17 protein-coding genes and 1 pseudogene are annotated in these 19,719 nt (G+C 73.7%); 10 read left to right on the forward strand and 8 right to left on the reverse strand.

Translation table 11 applies throughout. The features are described 5' to 3' along the window. Window positions 1-124 precede the first annotated feature (124 nt). A complete protein-coding gene (locus tag ACFWDO_RS17655; RefSeq protein WP_380321773.1) occupies window positions 125-1,396 on the forward strand; it encodes an MFS transporter in 1,272 nt (423 codons plus the stop codon). Here the strand turns inward: ACFWDO_RS17655 and ACFWDO_RS17660 are convergent. Continuing rightward, on the reverse strand, window positions 1,303-2,232 hold the full coding sequence (locus tag ACFWDO_RS17660) for a helix-turn-helix domain-containing protein (protein WP_380347087.1): 930 nt from the start codon (window positions 2,230-2,232) through the stop codon (window positions 1,303-1,305). The two genes, ACFWDO_RS17655 and ACFWDO_RS17660, sit on opposite strands and share 94 nt — an antisense overlap. Continuing rightward, complete coding sequence (locus ACFWDO_RS17665) at window positions 2,229-4,931, reverse strand: flippase-like domain-containing protein (RefSeq protein WP_380321767.1); 2,703 nt, start codon at window positions 4,929-4,931, stop codon at window positions 2,229-2,231. Before ACFWDO_RS17665 ends, ACFWDO_RS17660 begins: the two co-directional genes overlap by 4 nt. A 208-nt stretch (window positions 4,932-5,139) precedes the next feature. Between ACFWDO_RS17665 and ACFWDO_RS17670 the strand changes: the two genes are divergently transcribed. The 5 genes from ACFWDO_RS17670 to ACFWDO_RS17690 are packed head-to-tail and all read left to right on the forward strand — an operon-like array spanning window position 5,140 to window position 11,142. Beyond that, window positions 5,140-6,783 (forward strand): ABC transporter substrate-binding protein, encoded by a 1,644-nt coding sequence (locus ACFWDO_RS17670; protein WP_380321764.1) that lies wholly within the window; start codon window positions 5,140-5,142, stop codon window positions 6,781-6,783. Between the two features lie 21 nt (window positions 6,784-6,804). Next, a complete protein-coding gene (locus ACFWDO_RS17675) occupies window positions 6,805-7,848 on the forward strand; it encodes an ABC transporter permease (RefSeq protein ID WP_380321761.1) in 1,044 nt (347 codons plus the stop codon). Beyond that, window positions 7,848-8,936 carry an ABC transporter permease gene (locus tag ACFWDO_RS17680; protein ID WP_380321758.1) on the forward strand — a complete coding sequence of 363 codons (1,089 nt, stop codon included), beginning with the start codon at window positions 7,848-7,850 and terminating at the stop codon, window positions 8,934-8,936. Before ACFWDO_RS17675 ends, ACFWDO_RS17680 begins: the two co-directional genes overlap by 1 nt. Further along, window positions 8,933-10,651 carry a dipeptide ABC transporter ATP-binding protein gene (locus ACFWDO_RS17685; RefSeq protein WP_380321755.1) on the forward strand — a complete coding sequence of 573 codons (1,719 nt, stop codon included), beginning with the start codon at window positions 8,933-8,935 and terminating at the stop codon, window positions 10,649-10,651. The genes ACFWDO_RS17680 and ACFWDO_RS17685 overlap by 4 nt, the downstream gene beginning before the upstream one ends. Before the next feature lie 5 nt (window positions 10,652-10,656). Then, window positions 10,657-11,142, forward strand: coding sequence for a DUF3592 domain-containing protein (locus ACFWDO_RS17690; RefSeq protein WP_380321752.1), 486 nt, complete (start codon window positions 10,657-10,659; stop codon window positions 11,140-11,142). 71 nt (window positions 11,143-11,213) lie between these two features. Here ACFWDO_RS17690 and ACFWDO_RS17695 read toward each other — a convergent pair. Then, window positions 11,214-12,002, reverse strand: a pseudogene (locus tag ACFWDO_RS17695) (EamA family transporter); the annotation flags it as partial. Between the two features lie 38 nt (window positions 12,003-12,040). Then, window positions 12,041-12,862: an SDR family NAD(P)-dependent oxidoreductase gene (locus ACFWDO_RS17700; protein WP_380321749.1), complete on the reverse strand. Its 822-nt coding sequence runs from the start codon at window positions 12,860-12,862 to the stop codon at window positions 12,041-12,043. Between the two features lie 160 nt (window positions 12,863-13,022). On the opposite strand from ACFWDO_RS17700, the gene ACFWDO_RS17705 reads away from it, so the two are divergent. Continuing rightward, entirely contained in the window at window positions 13,023-13,598 is a 576-nt protein-coding gene (locus ACFWDO_RS17705) for a TetR/AcrR family transcriptional regulator (protein ID WP_380321746.1), read from the forward strand. 6 nt (window positions 13,599-13,604) lie between these two features. On the opposite strand, the gene ACFWDO_RS17710 is transcribed toward ACFWDO_RS17705, so the two are convergent. Further along, window positions 13,605-14,066, reverse strand: coding sequence for a winged helix-turn-helix transcriptional regulator (locus ACFWDO_RS17710; RefSeq protein WP_380347089.1), 462 nt, complete (start codon window positions 14,064-14,066; stop codon window positions 13,605-13,607). A gap of 76 nt (window positions 14,067-14,142) precedes the next feature. On the opposite strand from ACFWDO_RS17710, the gene ACFWDO_RS17715 reads away from it, so the two are divergent. Continuing rightward, entirely contained in the window at window positions 14,143-15,012 is an 870-nt protein-coding gene (locus ACFWDO_RS17715; protein WP_380321740.1) for an SDR family NAD(P)-dependent oxidoreductase, read from the forward strand. Here the strand turns inward: ACFWDO_RS17715 and ACFWDO_RS17720 are convergent. Beyond that, on the reverse strand, window positions 15,009-16,175 hold the full coding sequence (locus ACFWDO_RS17720; protein ID WP_380321738.1) for an FAD-dependent monooxygenase: 1,167 nt from the start codon (window positions 16,173-16,175) through the stop codon (window positions 15,009-15,011). The two genes, ACFWDO_RS17715 and ACFWDO_RS17720, sit on opposite strands and share 4 nt — an antisense overlap. A gap of 68 nt (window positions 16,176-16,243) precedes the next feature. Here ACFWDO_RS17720 and ACFWDO_RS17725 point away from each other — a divergent pair, with 68 nt between their 5' ends. Beyond that, entirely contained in the window at window positions 16,244-16,834 is a 591-nt protein-coding gene (locus ACFWDO_RS17725; RefSeq protein WP_380321735.1) for a TetR/AcrR family transcriptional regulator, read from the forward strand. 72 nt (window positions 16,835-16,906) lie between these two features. On the opposite strand, the gene aroA is transcribed toward ACFWDO_RS17725, so the two are convergent. Both aroA and ACFWDO_RS17735 read right to left on the reverse strand, forming a co-directional pair. After that, window positions 16,907-18,145, reverse strand: a complete 1,239-nt coding sequence (gene aroA / locus ACFWDO_RS17730) for a 3-phosphoshikimate 1-carboxyvinyltransferase (RefSeq protein ID WP_380321732.1) — start codon at window positions 18,143-18,145, stop codon at window positions 16,907-16,909. A 43-nt stretch (window positions 18,146-18,188) separates the two neighbouring features. Then, window positions 18,189-19,028 carry a CPBP family intramembrane glutamic endopeptidase gene (locus ACFWDO_RS17735; protein WP_380321729.1) on the reverse strand — a complete coding sequence of 280 codons (840 nt, stop codon included), beginning with the start codon at window positions 19,026-19,028 and terminating at the stop codon, window positions 18,189-18,191. Window positions 19,029-19,157: 129 nt separating this feature from the next. Between ACFWDO_RS17735 and ACFWDO_RS17740 the strand changes: the two genes are divergently transcribed. Then, entirely contained in the window at window positions 19,158-19,658 is a 501-nt protein-coding gene (locus tag ACFWDO_RS17740; RefSeq protein ID WP_380321726.1) for a peptidoglycan-binding protein, read from the forward strand. Window positions 19,659-19,719: the final 61 nt, after the last annotated feature.

Raw genomic sequence — 19,719 nt, forward strand, 5'->3', positions numbered from 1 at the left:
GCTCGCCCTGCGCGAGCGGCGGGCCTCCGGCGTTCCCGGGGCAGGCCGGGCGGGCGTGGCGTCTCGATCGAGTCCGGCGGCGTCCGGGTCGGCTCGCGCCGGGATGGCGGTTGTTGCGACCGGCATGACCACGAACCCGATCGACACGGCGGCCGCGCCGGACGCGGCCCGCCTCACCACCACGGGCACGACGGCGCCCACGCCGGCGCCCGCGCCGCGCCCCCTGACCCCACGCCGCGCAGCCCTCGCGCTCGCGACGATGTTCCTCGGCAGCTTCTCGCTCGTGACGGCGGAGTTCCTGCCGCCCGGCGTGCTGACGCCCGTGGCGCAGGACCTGGGCGTCTCGGAGGGCGTCGTGGGGCTGTCGGTGAGCGTCACCGCCCTCACGGCCCTCGCCACCGCGCTGGGCCTGGGCGCCCTGTTCCCGCGCACCGACCGCCGCACCCTGCTGGTGGTGCTGGCCCTGGGCGCGGTGGTGTCCAACGTGCTGGTCGCCGTCGCGCCGAGCATCGGGGTGCTCATGGCGGCCCGGCTGCTGCTGGGCGCGGCGCTCGGCGGCTACTGGTCGATGTCGCTGGTCATCGCCACGCAGCTCGTCCCGGCGGACCGGGTGGGCAGGGCGATGATGATCGTGAACGCGGGGACGACGGTCGCGACCGTGGCCGGGGTGCCGCTCGGCGTGATCCTCAGCGCGGCCGCCGGCTGGCGGGTCGTCTTCGTCGCGGCCGCGGTGGTCACCGTGGTCACGGCGGTCGCCATGCGGGCCGCGCTGCCGCCGGTCGCGCCCACGCCGGGCATCGGCTGGGCCGCCACGGGCCGTGCGCTGCGGTCCCCGGGCGTCGCGCTGGGCCTGGTGAGCATCGTGGCCGTCATCGGCGGGCACTTCGTCGGCTTCACGTACGTGCGCCCGGCGCTGTCCCTGCTGCCGGGGGCGGACGTCGGCACGATCGCCGTGCTGCTCGCCCTGTTCGGCGCGGGCGGCCTGGTCGGCAACTTCGCGATCGGCGCGATCGTGGACCGGCACCTGGCGGTGCTGCTGCTCGCCGTGCCCGCGGTGATCGGCGTGAGCGTGGCCGCGGTGGGGCTGGCGGCGGCGTTCCCGGTGCTCGCCTACCCGGCGGTGATCCTGTGGGGCGCGGCGTTCGGCGGCGTGCTCAACGTGGTGCAGGTGTGGATCACGCGGATCATGCCGGGGCAGGTCGAGGCGGGCAGCGGCCTCGTCGTGGCGGCCTTCCAGACGGCGATCATCCTCGGCTCGGCCGTGGGCGGCCTGGGCGTGGACTCGGTCGGGGTGGGCTGGACCTATCTGGTCGCGGCCGTGGTCGCGGTGGCCGGCGGGGTGCTGGTACGCAGCACGCTCCCGCGGCGCCACTCGGACGGCGTCGCGCCCGTGTGACGACGGAAGGCGCGGCCGAACGCCGTGTCCGAGCCGTAGCCCAGGCGGCGGGCGATCGCCGCGACCGACAGGTCGCCCGCCGCCAGCAGGCAGCGCGCGTGCGCGACCCGCACCTGCGCGAGGTAGCGGCCGGGCGTCTGGCCCGTGGCGTCGCGGAACCGGGCGGCGAATCCGGACCGCGACGCCAGCGCCACGCGTGCCAGGTCGTCCACGGTCCACTCCCGCCCCGGGTCGGCGTGGATGGCCGCGACGGCGCCGGCCAGGCCCGGGTCCTCTCGCTGCATCAGCCAGCGCGCCGGCGCGCAGCCGCGGGCGTACCAGGCGCTGATCGCGAGCGACGCGACGAGCGTGACGACGCGGTCGCCGAGCACGCTGCGGGGCGCGCGGTACGACTCCACGAGGTCGCGCAGCATCGCGGCGGCCGTCGGCTCCGTCTGCGGCAGCTCGGTGAGGAGCACGTGCTCGGGCAGCACGCCGCGGCCGGTGTCCGCGCCGACGGGCGCGACCTGCACGCACTCCACGACGGCTTCCGACAGCGCGTGCACCTCGAACCGCGGCCCGTGCGGCAGGAAGAGGAAGTCACCCGGGGCGAGGTCCGCCACGTCGCCCACGCCCCGCACCCGCACCAGGCCCTCGGTGACCAGCAGCAGGGCGCCCGCGCCCGTCGCGTGCTCGGCCCAGCCGCCCGCGTCCAGCGCGTGCCGCGAGCGCGCGACGAACCGCCACTGCAGCCCCGCGAGCACCCGGTCGAGCTCGTCGGCCGCCGCGGAGGCGGACGTGACGCCCGGCGCACCGCACGCGGCAGCGTCCGACCCCACGCCGTCGAGCGTCGTCACAGGTCGCCCGTGCTCTCCAGGCGCTTCATCGCCACCCAGCCGATCGGGACGCGTGCCCAGTAGGTGACGACGCGGTAGAGCATGGTGACGGAGAACGCCAGGGACGCGGGGATGCCGGCCGCCGTGAGGCCCGCGATGAGCGCGCCCTCGACGCCGCCCAGGCCACCGGGGGTGGGCACCATCGCGCCGACGGAGTTGCCGACCAGGTAGATCACGGCCACGTCGATGAGGTTGAGCTCCTGCCCGAAGGCGGCGAGCGCGGCGTCGAACGCGAGCACGTACCCCAGCGTCATGATGACGTTGCCGCCGAGGCCCAGAGCGAGGCGGGTGGGCTGGCCGATCATCTGCGACAGCCGCGGCCACACCTGCTCCAGCGTGGGGCGGGCCTTCTCCCACGCCCACCGCCGCACGGACGGGACCAGCAGGGTCGCCACGACCGCCACCCCCACGCCCGCGATGGCGAGCAGCACGGTGGTCGAGGGCAGGTCGATGAGGCCGCCGGATCCGGTGGACACGGACAGCACGACGAGCAGCAGCACCGTGACGACGAACTGCGACAGCTGCACCAGCGCCACCGTCGCGACCGCCATCGGGGTGGCCACGCCGCGCCGGGTGAGCATCCGCAGGTTGAGGGCGGCCGGCCCGATGCCGGCGGGGGCCGCGAGCGACACGAACGACCCGGCCATCTGCGTGAGCGTCGCGCGCCACAGCGGCAGCTTCTCGGGCGAGAACGCGCTGAACGTGAGCGCGGCGCCGAACCACGTGATCGCCCCGAACGCGAAGGACGCCGCCACCCACCAGGGGTTCGCCTCGGTGATCGCGGAGGCGATCTCCTCGAAGTTCATCGTCGTGACGATCACCGTGACGGCGACGATCGTCAGCGTCAGCATGATGATCGTGCGGGCGCCGAACCGGGTGATGTTCTGGGGCTGGACGTCGGCCTGCGGCAGGCGCTCCACGAGGGCCTCGCGCAGCTCGTCCAGCAGGCCCTTGGCCTTGCGGACCTCCTCGCGCGTGGGGCTCGGCAGCGCGACGGACTGCAGCAGCGGGCCGATCGCGGCGATCTCCTTGTCGGGCAGCGCGCGGACGGCGGACGCGAGCGCCCGCCGCGCGCCCACGCGCAGCGCCAGCAGGGCGAGCATCTGCGTGAGGTCGAGCCGGCGCGACAGCGTGCCCGACGCGATCTCGCCCTGCTCCCAGCCGGTCAGCCAGACGTGCGGCGCGCCGCGCTCGTCGTGGTGCACCAGCACCACGTCGAGCGTCAGGGAGTGGTGCGTGAGGCCGGCGTCGTGGGCCCGGCGCAGCTGCTCCCAGGCCTCCGCGAGGACGGCGTCCCCGCGCGCGCCCTCGAGGTCGTCGGCCGCGACGTCGCGCAGGGAGACGGCGCCGCGCGCGTGCTCCTGCACCAGCACCACGGAGTCGTCGGCGACGCCGATGCCCTCCAGCCGCTGGGTGCGCACCCCGGCCGCGGTGGCCGCGTACGCGAGGAGGGCGGTGCGCTCGGCCGCGGCGCGCAGCGAGATGGAGGCACGGCCCTCGAGGCCACGCAGCCGCAGCGCGCGCCACAGCCGCTGCACGGTGGTCATGACCTGGCGGTCGCCGTCGAGCACGACGACGTCGCGGCGGGGCGCGCCGTCGTCGGTGAGCAGCGCGTACACGCGGTTGTCGCCCGCCCGGGTGAGCGCGACGGCCGCGGCGTCCGCCGTCGTCGGCGGGGCGGGGAGGGCCTGGCCCTCGTCCGGCGGTTCCTCCACGACGTCCCCGTCGGCGTCGTACGCGGCCACGGGGTCCTCGGGCGGGGCGGGCACCTCGCCGGGGGCGTCGTCGTCGACGACGACGGACACGTCGCGCACCCGGACCAGCGCCGTCGGGTGGAACCCCGCGCGCCGCACCGCGGCGACGAGGTCGGCCCCGTAGGCGCGCTCGCTGCGCACGCCGGAGACGTACTGCACGGCCTGCCCGGCGAGGCGGCCGAGCAGCAGGGCGACGATCACTCCCGGCAGCGAGACCTGCCCGGTGATGAGCACGATGGCCAGGGACAGGTAGAGCACGTTCCACGACCAGCGCACCGTGCGGCGGCGGGTGCGCGGGCCGGCGGTGGTGAGCAGGCCGGCGATGGCGGCCACGTACCCGGGGATGGTGAGCTGCCAGGTGCCGTCGCGGAAGACGGACAGCCCGCGCACCAGCTCGTCGCTGCCGAACCGGGAGATCGTGAGCGCCGTGACGACGCCGAGCACGAGGCCCAGGGCTGCCGCGCAGATCGACTCCACCACCTGCCGGCCCAGCCGGCGCCAGCCCAGCTCGATCAGCACGGCGGCGGGCACGAACAGCGTGACGAGGCCCTCGAGGAGCTGGACCGGCACGAACAGGATCCGGGCCAGCAGGGTGCTGAAGTTCTGGACGTCCTCCGTGACGCCCTCGGTGGTCGCGTGCGCCACCACCGACAGGACGAGCACGAGCGCCACACCCAGCGCGCTGACCACCATGCCGAGCATGTCGGAGGGGTGCCGCACCCGGGCCTCGGGCGTGTCGACGACGCGCACGAGGTCGGTCGGCGCGCCGTCGTCGGAGCCGTCGCCGCCCAGCAGCGCCTGCAGCGGACCGGTCGGGGGCGTCGGGTCGGACGCCGGCCCCCGGTGCGACGGGCGATCCCGGTGCGACGGATCCTGGACGGGACCCGCGGTGCTCGCTCCGGACATGCCGGGAAGTCTAGGCGGAGACGGGGACTGTGGCCTGTGACACGAGCCGGAGCGCAGTGGTAGGTTCCCGGACCACGATGCGATACCGGTCCGGGTGTGACCCACGCCCGTGACCACGGCGACACACCGGTGTGCCAGAGACGCCCGCATCGCCACGAGCCCGCGGCCACCCGCCGTGGGCCGGCCTGGACGAAGGGGACCTGAGACCATGAGTGCCATCAGAGGCTCGCGACGGCTGATCACCGGCGCCGCAGGAACGGCAGTGCTGGCGCTGGTGCTGACCGCGTGCGGCGGCGGTTCCGGTGACGGCGGCAGCGGGGACGGCGGCGGTGCCGCCGAGTCGATGATCATCGGTACGACGGACAAGATCACGTCCCTCGACCCGGCCGGCTCGTACGACAACGGCTCGTTCGCCGTGATGAACCAGGTCTACCCGTTCCTCATGAACACGCCGTACGGCAGCCCGGACGTGGAGCCGGACATCGCGGAGTCGGCCGAGTTCACGTCGCCCAAGGAGTACACGGTCAAGCTCAAGCCGGGCCTCAAGTGGGCCAACGGCAACGACCTGACCTCCTCGGACGTCAAGTTCACGTTCGACCGGCAGCTGAAGATCGCGGACGAGAACGGCCCGTCGTCGCTGCTCTACAACCTCGACTCGGTCGAGACCCCGGACGACACGACCGTCGTCTTCAAGCTGAAGAGCGCGAACGACCAGATCTTCCCGCAGATCCTGTCGTCGCCCGTGGGCCCGATCGTCGACGAGGACGTCTTCTCGCCCGACGCGGTCACGGACGACACGACGATCGTGGACGGCAAGGCGTTCGCCGGGCAGTACTCGATCACCGGCTACAAGCTGAACGAGCTGGTCAGCTACGAGAAGTACGACGGCTACCAGGGTGTCCTCGGCGCCGCGAAGACGCCGAAGATCAACGTCAAGTACTTCACGGACGCCTCCAACCTCAAGCTCGAGGTGCAGGACGGCTCGGTCGACGTCGCGTTCCGCTCCCTGTCGCCCACCGACATCGAGGACCTCGGCAAGGACGACAAGGTCCAGGTCGTCACGGGCCCCGGTGGCGAGACGCGCTACATCGTCTTCAACTTCAACACCCAGCCGTACGGCGAGAAGCAGCCCGACGCCGACCCGAAGAAGGCGACCGCGGTGCGCCAGGCCGTGGCCGACCTCATCGACCGCCAGGCGCTGGCCGACCAGGTCTACAAGGGCACCTACACCCCGCTGTACTCCTTCGTGCCCGACGGGCTGACCGGCGCCACGGAGCCGCTCAAGGAGAAGTACGGCGACGGTCAGGGCGGGCCCGACGCGGACAAGGCGAAGCAGACGCTCGCCGACGCCGGCGTCACCACCCCGGTGGAGCTGAACCTGCAGTACTCGAACGACCACTACGGCCCGTCGTCCGGCGACGAGTACGCGCTCATCAAGGACCAGCTCGAGGGCAGCGGCCTGTTCAAGGTCAACCTGCAGACCACGGAGTGGGTGCAGTACTCGAAGGACCGCACCGCCGACGTCTACCCGGCGTACCAGCTCGGCTGGTTCCCGGACTACTCGGACGCCGACAACTACCTCACGCCGTTCTTCCTCAAGGAGAACTTCCTGGGCAACCACTACGTGAACCAGGACGTGGAGGACATGATCCTCGAGCAGGCCGTCACGGCCGACGAGGCGAAGCGCACCGAGCTGCTGGGCAAGATCCAGGACACCGAGGCCGACGACCTGTCGACCGTCCCGTACCTGCAGGGCGCGCAGGTCGCCGTCACCGGCAAGGACGTCACCGGGACCAAGGACACGCTCGACGCGTCGTTCAAGTTCCGCTACGGCGCGCTGGCCAAGGGCTGAGAGACGGACTGAGCTCTTCCCGTGGCCTCACGTAGTACGGCAGGAAGCGCACTGGGACGCTACATCCTGGTGCGCTTCCTGCTCATCATCCCGACCGTGTTCATCCTGGTCACCACGGTCTTCGTGCTCATGCGCGCGACCGGTGACCCCATCACGGCCGCGCTGGGCGGCAAGCTGCCGCCCGACCAGCTCCAGGAGCTGATCCACGCGGCCGGTTACGACCGTCCGATCGTCGCCCAGTACTGGGACTACCTCACCAGCGTCTTCTCCGGCGACTTCGGCACCACCATCAGCGACAACCAGCCGGTGACGCAGGTGCTCACCACGTACGGCGCGGCCACGCTGGAGCTCGCGTTCTACGCGATCGTCGTCGCCCTCGTCCTCGGCGTCCCGTTCGGCATGCTCGCGGGCTACTTCCGCGACCGCCTGCCCGACGCCGTGCTGCGGATCCTCGCGATCCTCGCCTACGCGACGCCGGTGTTCTTCGCGGGTCTGATCCTCAAGCTCGTGTTCTCCGTGTGGCTGGGCTGGTTCCCCGTCGCGGGGCGCGTGTCCACCGACGGCGAGATCTCCATGCAGCTCGCCGGGGCGGACTCCGGGTTCATGCTGATCGACGCCTTCAAGACCGGGGACCCGGCCGTCGTGCTCGACGTGCTGTCGCACGCGTTCCTGCCCGCGCTCGCGCTCGGCCTGCTCACGGCCGGCGTGTTCCTGCGGCTGGTGCGCACCAACATGATCGGCACGCTCGGCGCGGGGTACGTCGACGCGGCGCGCTCGCGCGGCGTCAAGGAGAGCCGCCTGGTGCGCAAGCACGCCTGGCGACCGGCGCTCATCCCGATCATCACCGTGGCCGGCATGCAGGTCGCGATGCTCCTGGTGGGCGCGGTGCTCACCGAGACGACGTTCGAGTGGCGGGGGCTGGGCTTCCAGCTGTCGGAGTACCTGCAGGCGCGCGACTTCGTGGCCGTGCAGGGGATCGTCGTGCTGATGGCCGTCGTGGTGGCGGTGACGAACTTCCTCGTCGACATCATCGCGGCGCTGGTCGACCCGAGGGTGAGGTACTGATGACCGCGGGAGAGATCACCAGCGTCGGCACGGCCGGCGCGGCCCCCGAGCACCTCGGCGGCAGGGGCGCGTGGTTCCGCAGGCTGCCCGTCGTGCGGCAGGTGCGCCAGAGCGTCGGCCTCCAGCGGGGCATGCTCGTCGCGGGCATCGTGCTCACCGGCGTGTTCGTGCTGGTCGCGGTCCTCGCGCCGCTGCTGGCGCCGTTCGGCTGGTCGCAGCTGCGCGACCTCGACGGCGCGTTCGGCGCCCAGATGCCGCCCAGCGCCGAGCACTGGTTCGGCACCACCGTGGGTGGGTACGACGTGCTGTCCCGCGTGGTGTGGGGCGCCCGCACGGCGCTCCTGGTCGTGCTGGTCGCCGTGCTGTCCTCGATCGTCGTGGGCGTGCTGCTGGGCCTCGTGTCCGGCTACTTCGGGGGCTGGCTCGACCGCGTGCTCGTGGTCGTGGCGGACGCGATCTACGCGTTCCCGTCCCTGCTGCTCGCGATCCTGCTGGCGATCGTCATCTCGGGCGGCAAGTCGGACATGTGGGGCGGCATCCTCGCCGCCGCGCTGTCGATCACCGTGGTGTTCGTGCCGCAGTACTTCCGGGTGGTGCGTGCCGAGGTGGTGCGTATCAAGGCGGAGGCGTTCGTCGACTCGGCGCGCGTGCTCGGCACGGGGCACTGGCGGATCATGACGCGCCACGTGCTGCGCAACTCCACGCGCACGCTGCCGCTGATCGTCACGCTCAACGCGTCCGAGGCGATCCTCACGCTGGCGGGCCTCGGCTTCCTCGGCTTCGGCATCGAACCGACGGCGGCCGCCGAGTGGGGCTACGACCTGCAGCGCGCGGTCGCCGACGTCACCTCCGGCATCTGGTGGACCGCGCTGTTCCCGGGCCTCGCCATCGTGCTCGCCGCCATGGGCATGACCCTCATGGGCGAGTCGCTCAACGACCTGGCCGACCCGCGGCTGCGGACGCGCGCCCGCGCCGGGCAGGTGTCCGGCGCCGTCGCCGCGACGTCGGTGGAGGCGGACCCGTCGGACCCGGAGACCCCGGCGTCGGCGGAACGCCCGGAGGACAACCCGAAGGGAGACGACGCATGAGCGCCGAAGCGACCAAGGTCGCCGTCGCGTCGAACGGCGCCGTGGCGACGATCACCGACCTCGCGGTCTCGTTCGCCACCGACGCCGGCCCGGTGCGGGCCGTCGACGGCGTCAGCCTCGACGTCCAGCCCGGGGAGGTGCTCGCCGTCGTCGGCGAGTCGGGCTCCGGCAAGACCGTCACGGCCAAGACCATCCTCGGCCTGCTGCCGGAGACGGCGACCACCCGCGGCGCCGTCGTCCTCACGGGGCGCGACGGCACGACGACGGACGTCGTCAACGTCTCCGCGGCGAAGCTGCGCCAGGTGCGCGGGCGCGACGTCGCGATGGTGTTCCAGGAGCCGTCCAGCGTGCTCAACCCCGTGTACACGGTGGGCTGGCAGATCGCGGAGGGCATCCGCGCGCACGGCGACGTGTCGAAGAAGGAGGCGCGGCGCCGGGCGATCGAGGTGCTCGGCACGGTCGGCATCCCCGACCCCGAGCACCGCGTGGACCACTACCCGCACCAGTTCTCGGGCGGGCAGAAGCAGCGCATCGTCATCGCGATGGCGCTGGTGCTGGGGCCGAACCTCATCGTCGCCGACGAGCCCACGACGGCGCTCGACGTCACCGTGCAGGCCGAGATCCTCGACCTGCTGCGCCACCTGCGCGACGAGACGGGCACCGCCATCGTGCTCATCACGCACAACATGGGCGTGGTGGCCGACCTGGCCGACCGCGTCGCCGTGATGTACCAGGGCAAGGTCGTGGAGCAGGCGCCCGTCGACGACCTGTTCGCCGACCCGCAGGCCGAGTACACGAAGGCCCTGCTCAAGGCCGTGCCGCGCGTGGGCGAGGGCACCGCCCGTGCCGTGGAGCGCGCGGCCGACCGCCCCGACGGCTGGGCGGGGTCGGAGCCCGTGGTGCGCGCGGAGGGCCTCACCATCACCTACCCGGGCCGGTTCCGGCAGCCGGCGTTCACCGCGGTGGACGACGTCTCGCTCACCATCCGCCCCGGCGAGGTGCTGGGCCTCGTGGGGGAGTCCGGCTCCGGCAAGACGACGATCGCCCGCGCCATGGCCGGCCTCACGCCCGTCAGCGGCGGGTCGCTGCGGGTGCTCGGCACGGAGATGCTCGGCGCCCGCGGTCGCGACCTCAAGGCGATGCGGCCCCGGCTGGGCTTCGTCTTCCAGGACCCGGCCACGTCGTTCAACCCGCTGCTGACCATCGCCGAGTGCGTGGCCGAGCCCCTGGTCGTGCACGGCCGGGCCCGCACCCCGGAGGCGGCGCGCGCCCGCGTGGACGAGCTGCTCGAGGCGGTGCAGCTGCCCCGCAGCTACGGCGACCGCTACCCGCACGAGCTGTCCGGCGGGCAGCGGCAGCGCGCGTCCCTGGCCCGCGGCCTGGCCCTGGACCCGGAGCTGCTCATCGCGGACGAGCCGACGTCGGCGCTCGACGTGTCGGTGCAGGCGCGCGTGCTGGAGCTCTTCGCCGAGCTGCAGAAGGAGCTGGGCTTCGCCTGCCTGTTCGTGTCGCACGACCTCGCCGTCGTCGACCTCCTCGCCGACCGGATCGCGGTGCTGTACCGCGGCCACCTCGTCGAGGAGGGGACGGGCGAGCAGGTGCTCGGCAGCCCGCGCGAGGACTACACCAAGCAGCTCCTGGCGTCGCTGCCCATCCCGGACCCGGCCGCGCAGGCCGAGCACCGGGCCGGGCTGCACGCCCTGACGGAAGGCTGACCCGCGTGGAGATCCTGTTCCTCGTGGTCCCGGCGGTCATGGCCGTGTTCGGGCTGTGGACGATCGTGGGAGCGGTGCGCGCCATCGCGGGCGTGCGCGGGCTCGAGAGGTCGGGCCAGGAGACGCAGGGCCGCGTGCTGCGCAGCCATCTGCAGCACTCCACGAGCGGCTCCGGGGAGAACCGGACCGTGACGAGCCGGCTCGTGGAGACCATCGAGTTCCCCACGCTCGACGGGCGCCGGATCCGCGCGGTGCCGACCTACTCCGACGTCGGCATGCTGGACCGGTCGGAGAGCGACGTGCGCGTCGTCTACGACCCCTCGCGGCCCGAGCGGTTCATCGCGCCCCAGGGCGCCCGCATGGGGACCGGACGGTACGTGGGGCGGATCGTCTTCGCGCTGTTCTTCCTCGGCTTCGTCGCGTTCTTCGTGACCGTCTCCCAGGGCATGATGTCCGGCTTCGGGGGCTTCCCCTCGCCGCCCGGCTTCTGACGGTCGTCGTCGTCGTCCCCGGCCCCGGTCCCGGCACCGGCCGCGCGGGACCGGAGGCCGACGGCGACGCCGGCCGCGACCAGCAGCGCCCCCGCGACGTCGGCGGCGCCCACGTGCCCGATCCCGAGGGCGACGGTCGTGAGCAGCGCGCCGACGGGGACCAGGCCGGCGAACAGGCCGGCGCGGTCGGGGCCGAGGCGGCCCAGCGCGTCGTACCAGAGGAAGAACGCGGCCGCCGTGACCACGGCGCCGAGGTAGGCGAAGGCCGCCGCCTCGCCGAGCGTGGGGAGGCGCAGGGCGGCGGTGCCGTCGAGCGCGAGGCCGGCCACGAGCAGCAGCGGCACGGCCAGGACGGCGGGGTAGGCGGCGACGCGCAGCGGCCCGAGCCGCGGCAGCAGCGGCACGGCGAGCAGCGAGAACGCCACCTCGCCCGCGAGGGCACCCAGCGACAGGAGCAGGCCCGCGAGGCTGCCCGATCCGAGCCCGGCGGCGACGGCCGTGCCGAGCGCCACCACAACGGCGGCCGCCACGGTCCGCGGGGCGGGCCGCCTGCGCTCCAGCAGGGGGCCGACGAGCGCGAGGACGAGCGGCACGCCCCCGACGACGGCGCCGATCATGGCCGGCCCGGCGTGCCGGGTCGCCTCGACGAGGAAGACGTTGAACCCGGCCAGGCCCGTCACGGCGAGCGCGACCAGGAGCAGGACGTCGCGCCCCGTCAGGCGCACCCGCGGCAGGCGGCGGTGGCGCACGACGGCGAGCAGGATCGCCGCGGCGAGGGCGTAGCGCAGGGCCTGCCCGGTGAGCACCGGGTAGTCGGCGACGGTGGCCGTGACCGCCGTCGACGTGCCGACCAGCAGCATCGCGGCGGCGGCTCCGGCGGCGGCGCGGGCGGCGGCGCTCACGCGGCGGCCGCCGGGGCGTCCGCGGCGGTGTCCTGCGCGGGGGCGAGCACCTTGCGGGTGACGCGCTCGGCGAGCGCAGCCACGAGAGTCCGAGGGCGGCGCGGCGTGAGGTGCGCGGTCAGGGCGTTGCCGAGGCCGGGGGCGGCGTACCCGCGGTCGCGGTCCAGCGCGCGCAGGGCGGCGCGCACCACGGGCGGCGGGGTGGTCATGGCGCCGGTGACGGCGGCCCGCCGGGTGCCGATGGCGTCGAAGAAGCCGGTCTCGACGGGGCCGGGGCACAGGGTCAGGACGCGGACGCCGCGGCCGCGGTACTCCTGCCGCAGCGCCAGGCCGAAGCTCAGCACGAACGCCTTCGCCGCGCCGTAGACGGCGAAGTATGGGGACGGCTGGAAGGCGGCGTTCGAGGCGACGTTGACGACGGCGCCGCCGCCCCGGGCGAGCATGCCCGGCAGCAGCGCGTGGGTGAGGTCGACGAGCGCGACGACGTTCACCATGAGCTGGTCGTGGTCGCGCGGCCCGTCGATGTCCTCGAACCGGCCGCAGGTGCCGAACCCGGCGTTGTTGACGAGCAGGTCGACGTCGAGGCCGCGGTCGGCCAGGTCGCCCGCGACGTGGCGTCCGGCGTCCGGCGCGGCGAGGTCCTGGACCAGCACGTGGGCGGCGACGCCGTGCGCGGCCCGCAGGCGCTCGGCGAGCGCGGCGAGACGGTCGACGGACCGGGCCACCAGGACGACGTCGTGGCCGCGGGCCGCGAGCTGCTCGGCGAACTCCGCGCCGAGCCCGGACGAGGCTCCCGTGATCAGGGCGGTGGTGGGCACGATCTGCTCCTTTGGTCGACGACAACTGAGTGTGAGCGTAGCGGTTAGATGCTGATATGCAACAGTGCTGACGCAGATAATGAGATTGTTGCATCGACCCGGTACCGTGTGCAGGGTCGGGCGGGATGCGCGACGGCACGGCAGAACCAGGGGAGGCGCGATGGGCGGGACGGCAGCCAGGCCGCTGCGGGCGGACGCGGAGCGCAGCGTGCGCGCGATCCTCGAGGCGGCGGAGCGGGTGCTCGTGGACGACCCGGCCGCGTCGCTGGAGCAGATCGCCGCGGCTGCGGGGGTGGCCCGCACCACCGTGCACCGCCGGTTCGCCAGCCGGCAGGCGCTGATCGAGGCGCTGACGGCGTCGGCGGTCCAGCAGCTCGCGCAGGCGGTGGACGACGGCCGCCCGGACACGGCGCCACCGCTCGTGGCGATGCACCGGATCACCGCCAACGTGCTGCAGGTCAAGAGCGCGTGGGCGTTCGCCCTCGGGCTCCCGGCGGACCCGGGCGGCGAGGCCGCGGCCCTCCAGCAGGACGTCGACCGCCGGTGCGTCGCCGTGCTCGAGCGGGCCCGCGCGGACGGCGTCGTCGACTCCGGCGCCGACCTCGACTGGGTGCGCCGCGTCTACTACGCGCTGATCGGGGAGTCGCTGCGGGAGGTCGCGGCGGGCGCCGACCCCGACGCCCTGGCCGCTCGCATCGTCGACACCCTGCTGCGCGGCGCCGGGCCGCGGGGCTGAGCCGGCCTACGACGACGCAGGCGCGGCGTCCGCCCCGAGTGTCGCGACGTCTCGATCGCTGACGGAGGCGCTCGTCGACCGCGCGGCAGCGATCTCGGCGCGGTGTTCCACGACCCAGTCGGCAAGGGCTGAGAGAGGGACGAGCAGGGACCGTCCGAGCGGGGTGAGTCGGTACTCGACGCTGGGCGGCGTGGTGGGGAACACCTCGCGATGGACCAGGCCGTCGGTCTCCAGGCCGCGGAGCGTGCGGGTCAGCATGCGTTGGCTGATGGTCGCGATGGCGCGGTGGAGCTCGTTGAACCGATACGGGCGCTTGCCCAGCAGCACGACGACCAGGACCGACCACTTGTCGCCGACCCGGCGCAGCACCTCGGTGACCGGGCACTGGTCGTACTCCTCGGCCGGCACCGGGTCGGGCAGGAGGGCGCTCACCATCGAGGGCACATCCGTGTGCGTACCGGACGTCACACTGCCTCCTTGTGCGGCCGAGGACGGTTACTGACCATGGTGGTGCAGACAAAGAGTAACTACCCGGGAGCCGCTCATGCCCGTCCAGGAATCGTCCTCGCGCCGGCCGCGCGTCGTCGTCATCAGCGGTGGTACCGACGGGATGGGGCGCGCCCTGGCCCTCGCCCGCGCCGCACGCGGCGACCAGGTCGTCGCGCTCGGCAGCAATCCCGACAAGGGGCGGCGGCTGGTCGCCGAGGCGGACGGGATCGGGGGCGGCGGTCGGGTGCAGTTCCTCCGGGCCGACCTGTCCGGCGTCGCGGCCACCCGGCGGGCGATCCGCGAGATCGCCGCCCGCCACGAGGTCGTCGATGCGCTGTGCCTCTTCGCCAACCGGCAGTCCCCCGACCGCACGACGACGCCCGAAGGCCTCGAACGCACCTTCGCGCTCTACTACCTCAGCCGTTACCTGCTCGGCCATGAGCTCTCGCCGCTGCTGCGCCGGAGCGCGAGTCCGGTGATCGTCAACGTCGCCGGTGTCGGCATCACCCGTGGTGCGGTCCACTGGGACGACCTCCAGCTCGAGCGCGGATACAGCACGATCACGGCTCAGCTCCAGGCCGGCCGTGCCAACGACCTGCTCGGTGTCGCGTACGCCGCTCAGGCGGACAACCCCGTGCGATACGTCCTGTACCACCCCGGCTTCACGAGGAGCGGTGACCTCAGCCCGTTGCCGGCTGCGGCCCGCCTCGCCATCCGGGTAGCCGGGACGTTCGCCGCGCGTTCCGTCGACCGGTCGGTCGCGCCCGTCCACGGGTTCATCGACCGTCCGCCGCAGGTACCGCTCACGGCGATCGACCGCGGCACCACGCTCCCGCTCACGCTGCGCACGCTCGACCCGGCGGACGCCGAGCGGCTGGCCGAGGTGACCGAGTCGCTGCTCGACGCGCTTCCCGCAGGCTCCTAGACGGTCCCCGCCTCGGGGGCGAGGGGCGGGGTCCGGCCTTGCAGGAGTCGCTCGACGGCGCCCAGCGGGCCGAGGATCGGGAGGCGGGCGAGGGTGTTGCGGAGGCGGATGCCGCCACGGGTCTGCGGGACCATGAGGCGCACGTTCGGGCTGATCCGCTGCCTGCGCCGGACGAGGGCGCGGTGGATCGCCTCGTAACGTGCGAAGGCGGCCCGGGGGTCGCCCTCGGCCCGTGCCAGCTCTCCGGCGAGGCGGAAGGCGCCGACGAGCGCGAGCTCCGCCCCTGCGCCGGAGGCCGGTGAGGCGCACCAGGCGGCGTCACCGACCAGGACGACGCGGCCGTTCGACCAGGAGTCCATCTGCACCTGGGCGAGCGCGTCGAGGTACAGGTGCGGGTCCGCGAGCGCGGTGTCGAGCAGGCGCGGCACGCACCAACCGGTCTCGTCCGCGAACGCCTCGCGCAGCATGCGCCGGTGCTGGTCGGGGTCGCGGTGGTCGTGGCCGAGCGGCCTGGAGCGGAAGGCGAGGTAGGCCTTGGCCTGGGCGTGATGGCCGGAGCGGTAGAGCCCGGCCATCCTGCCGGGCGTGTTGTACATGGTCACGGCGCGGTCGGCCCCGAGCGCGGCGTCGGCGTCGGCGAAGGCGAAGTAGCCGCCCTTGAAGCGGACGAACCTCTCCTCGGGGCCGAAGGCGAGGCGGCGGACGGTGGAGTGCATACCGTCGGCGCCGACGACGAGGTCGAACCGTTCGTCGGGCGCGTGCTCGAAGCCGACGGTCACGCCGCCGTCGTCCTGGCGCAACGCTCGGACGCCGTCGCCGAAGCGGCGGTCGGCCGTGGACCGATCGTGCAGCAGGGCGACCAGGTCGCCGCGCATGATCTCGGTCGCGCCGGGCTCGGCGACGGGGACACGTGCGGTCGTGCGCCCTGCGGCGTCGACGAACTGCATGGCGCGGACGTCGGTCGCGGACGCGCGCACCAGGTCGAGCAGGCCCATGCGGGCGACCGCCTCGACGGCCTGCCCGCGCACGTCGACGCCGTTGCCCCCGGGCCGGGGCGCCCGGGCCCGCTCGGCGATGGTGACGTCGAAGCCGTCCTCGACGAGCCAGTGCGCCGTAGCGAGCCCGGCGATGCTGGCGCCGACGACGAGGATGCGGTGGTTCACGGGGGGTTCCTTCCCGCTAGTATCTGGAACTGACATTCCAGATCAACCATATGGAACGGAGATTCCAGTTGTCAACGCCGACTTCGCGGCCGCCTCGAGCGGACGCGCTCCGCAACCGTCGCCGCGCGCTCGACGCCGCCACCGCGCTCCTCGCCGAGGGCGGTGCGCCCCTCACTGTCGACGCGATCGCCCGGCGCGCCGGCATGGGTGCGGGGACGGTCGTCCGTGCCTTCGGCGGCAAGGACGCGCTCATGGATGCCGCGGTGGCGGAGCTGCTCGAACCGCTCGTGAGCCGCGGGAGGGAGGTCCTCGAGAAGGCGGGCGAGAGGGGCGATCAGGCGCTGCGGACGTTCCTGGCCGAGCTCATGGCGTTCCAGGCGGCGCACCACGCGGTCAGCGATCAGCTCGCCGACCTCGAGCTTCCCGTCACCACCGCGCTCCGTGCCGACCTGGTGCGGGTCGTCGACGCGATGCTCACCAAGGCTCGCAGCCAGGGCTCGATCCGTTCGGACATCGACCCCGCCCTCGTCGCGATCCTCATCGGCGAGACCGTGTTCGCGATCGCCAAGGCCTCGCGCGACGCGCCGGGCCTCGCGGACGCGTACCTCGAGGTTCTGTGGGACGGCCTCGGTGCCCGCGGGGAGCCCGCGTCGTCATGATCGGCGCTCTCGGGACCCGGACGGCAGCCGACGTCGGCGTCCGGACGAGCGTGGGGGGCTTCTCCTCGCCGCTCAGCGCGCGGCGAGCTCCCGCACGGTGGCCGCGAGCCGCTCGTGGAAGTCCGGGAAGGTCTTCTTCACGCAGCCCGGGTCGTCGAGGGTGAGGCCGGGCGTCCGCAGCCCGGCGACGCTGAACGCCATCGCGATCCGGTGGTCGCCGAAGCAGCGGACCTCCGCCGCCCGCGGGACGCCGGGCCGGATCTCGATCCAGTCCGGCCCGGTCTCGACGTCGATCCCCAGCGCGCGCAGGTTGGTGGCGCAGGCGTCGAGGCGGTCGCACTCCTTGACCCTGGTGTTGGCGACGTCGACGATGCGCGTGGGCCCGTCCGCGAACGGCGCGACCGCGGCCAGCGTCGGCATGGTGTCCGAGATGTCGCGCATGTTGACGGTGATGCCGCGGAGCCGGCCCGTGCCCGTGACGGTCGTGGCGCCGGCGTCCTGCTCGACGCGGGCGCCCATCCGGGCGAGTACCTCCACGAAGGCGAGGTCGCCCTGCAGGGCGCCGGTGCCGAGGCCCCGCACGGTGACGGGCTCGCCGAGCAGCGCCGCCGCGGCGAAGAAGTAGCTGGCCGACGACGCGTCGGGCTCGACCGCGTACCGGGTGGCCGTGTACTCGCCCGGCGCGACGCGGTAGACCCGCCCGGACCGCTCCACCTCGACGCCGAAGTCGGCCATCATCGCGGTGGTGATGGCGACGTACGGCTCGGAGACCAGGTCGGTGACCTCGACCGTCAGCCCGTCGCGCATCAGCGGCCCGGCGAGGAGCAGCGCGGTGAGGAACTGGGACGACGTCCCCGCGTCCAGGCGGACCGACCCGCCGCGCAGGCCGGCGGCGGCCACGGTCACGGGGTGGTGGTCGGCGGCGCCCGGGAACTCGAGCGTGGCCCCCAGGTCCGCCAGGGCCCGCGTGAGGGGCGCCATCGGGCGGCGGCGCATCTGCTCCGACGCGTCGAACGCGTAGCGGCCGTGGCCGGCCGCCGCCAGCGTGGGCAGGAACCGGGCCGTCGTGGCGCCGTCGCGCGTGAAGACGTCGGCGGAGCGGCGCGGCGGCCCGGCGGGCGAGCCGTCGATCGTCCAGACCGACGGCCCCTGCTCGACGCCGTAGCCGAGCGTGCGCAGCCCCTCGACGAAGGCCTCGGTGTCGTCGGACGCGAGCGGGTCCACCAGCGTCGTGCGGCCCCGCGCGGCCGCGGCGAGGAACAGCGCCCGCGCGGTGATGGACTTGGAGCCGGGGATCGGGACGACGGTCACGCGCCCGACCGTAGCCGCCCCGTGGCCGGGCCGGCGGGGGTGGTCACAGGCCGAGCGCGTCCTTCCACTCCTGCGGCAGGAGCGCGTACCCGACGAACGCGACGACGTCGAGCAGGGTGTGCGCGACGACCAGCGGGACCACCCGGTTGCGGCCCCACCGGCTGGTGTAGAACCACGAGAACACGATCCCCATGACGACGTTGCCGAAGAACGGCCCGACGCCCTGGTACAGGTGGTAGGAGCCGCGCAGCAGCGAGCTCCACACGATGAACCACAGCCGCGACCAGTCGAGGTCGCGCGTGCGCTCGCGCAGGTACGCGACGGCCACGACCTCCTCCAGCAGGCCGTTCTGCAGGGCGGCGAGGATCAGCACCGGCACGGTCCACCAGTGCTCGTTCAGCGCGCTGGCCTGCACGGACACGGTGATCCCCAGGGCGCGGCCCAGCAGGTAGAACGCGAGCCCGGGGATGCCGATCGCGGCGGCGAGCCCGAACCCCCACGCGACGTCGCGGCCGGGCCGGGCGCCGTCGAGCCCCCAGTCGAGACCGATCCGCCGGCGCGTGCCGGTCCAGGTCGCCGACGCCCGCCCGCTCAGCAGGTAGAGCGCCAGCACGACGGGCACCAGGGCGAAGAAGATCCCCAGGAGCTGGTAGGTGAGGTCGAGGATCGAGCGGTCCGACTGGCTCGCGTTGAGCGTGGCGGTCTGCTCCGCGAGCGGCGTCGGCGCGGTCAGCCGGGCGATGATGTTGACCAGCGCGTACACGCCGCTCTGGCCAAGGCTGAGGCCCAGCACGATCCAGATCTCCGCGGTGGCGCGGCGGCGCTCCGACGGCGTGGTGGCGGGCGCCACGGGCGCCAGGACGGCGGGCTGCTCGGCGGTCACGGGGCCAGCGTAGGACCCGCGGCGGGGAACCTCAGCAGCACCTCAAGGTGGTCACCGGGTGCCGCGCGGGCCGCTCCGAGCCAGGTGCCAGGCAGTTCCCCTCCATGACGCACCATGAAACGAGGAACCATGTCAGCACAGCCAGCAGGACGGCGCTCCCGGCTCCGGTCGGCGGCGCTCGTCGCCGTCGTCGCCCTGGCCGCCTCCCTCGGACTGACGGCGCTCGCCGCGGCGCCGGCATCGGCCGCCGTCCCCGTGTGCCACTCGTCGGTGGCCGTGAAGAAGACCGTCAGCGGCAAGCTCCGCACGGCCCAGATCCCGTCGTACAGCGGCAAGATCACGTGCCAGATGGTCAAGGGCGCCGAGGGCCGCGAGGTGAAGGCGCTCCAGACGACGCTGAAGAAGTGCTACCGCCAGTACGACCTGAACCGGAACCTCGCCGTCGACGGGGAGTTCGGCCCGGACACCAAGCAGGCGCTGAAGAACGCGCAGACGGCCGTCAACAAGGAGTTCGCCGCCCAGGGCAGCTCCAAGCGGATCAGCGTCGACGGCATGTACGGCCCGGAGTCGCGCACGTTCCTGAGGTGGGCGTTCGAGCGCTCGCCCGCGTACTCCTGCCTCCGGCTCTGACGCACCCCGTCGGTGTTGTGGGCGCTCGGTTGGCGCTGTTCCTCCACGGAACAGCGCCAAC

Origin of the sequence: Isoptericola sp. NPDC060185, assembly GCF_042728595.1 — a bacterium.
Taxonomy (GTDB): domain Bacteria; phylum Actinomycetota; class Actinomycetes; order Actinomycetales; family Cellulomonadaceae; genus Isoptericola.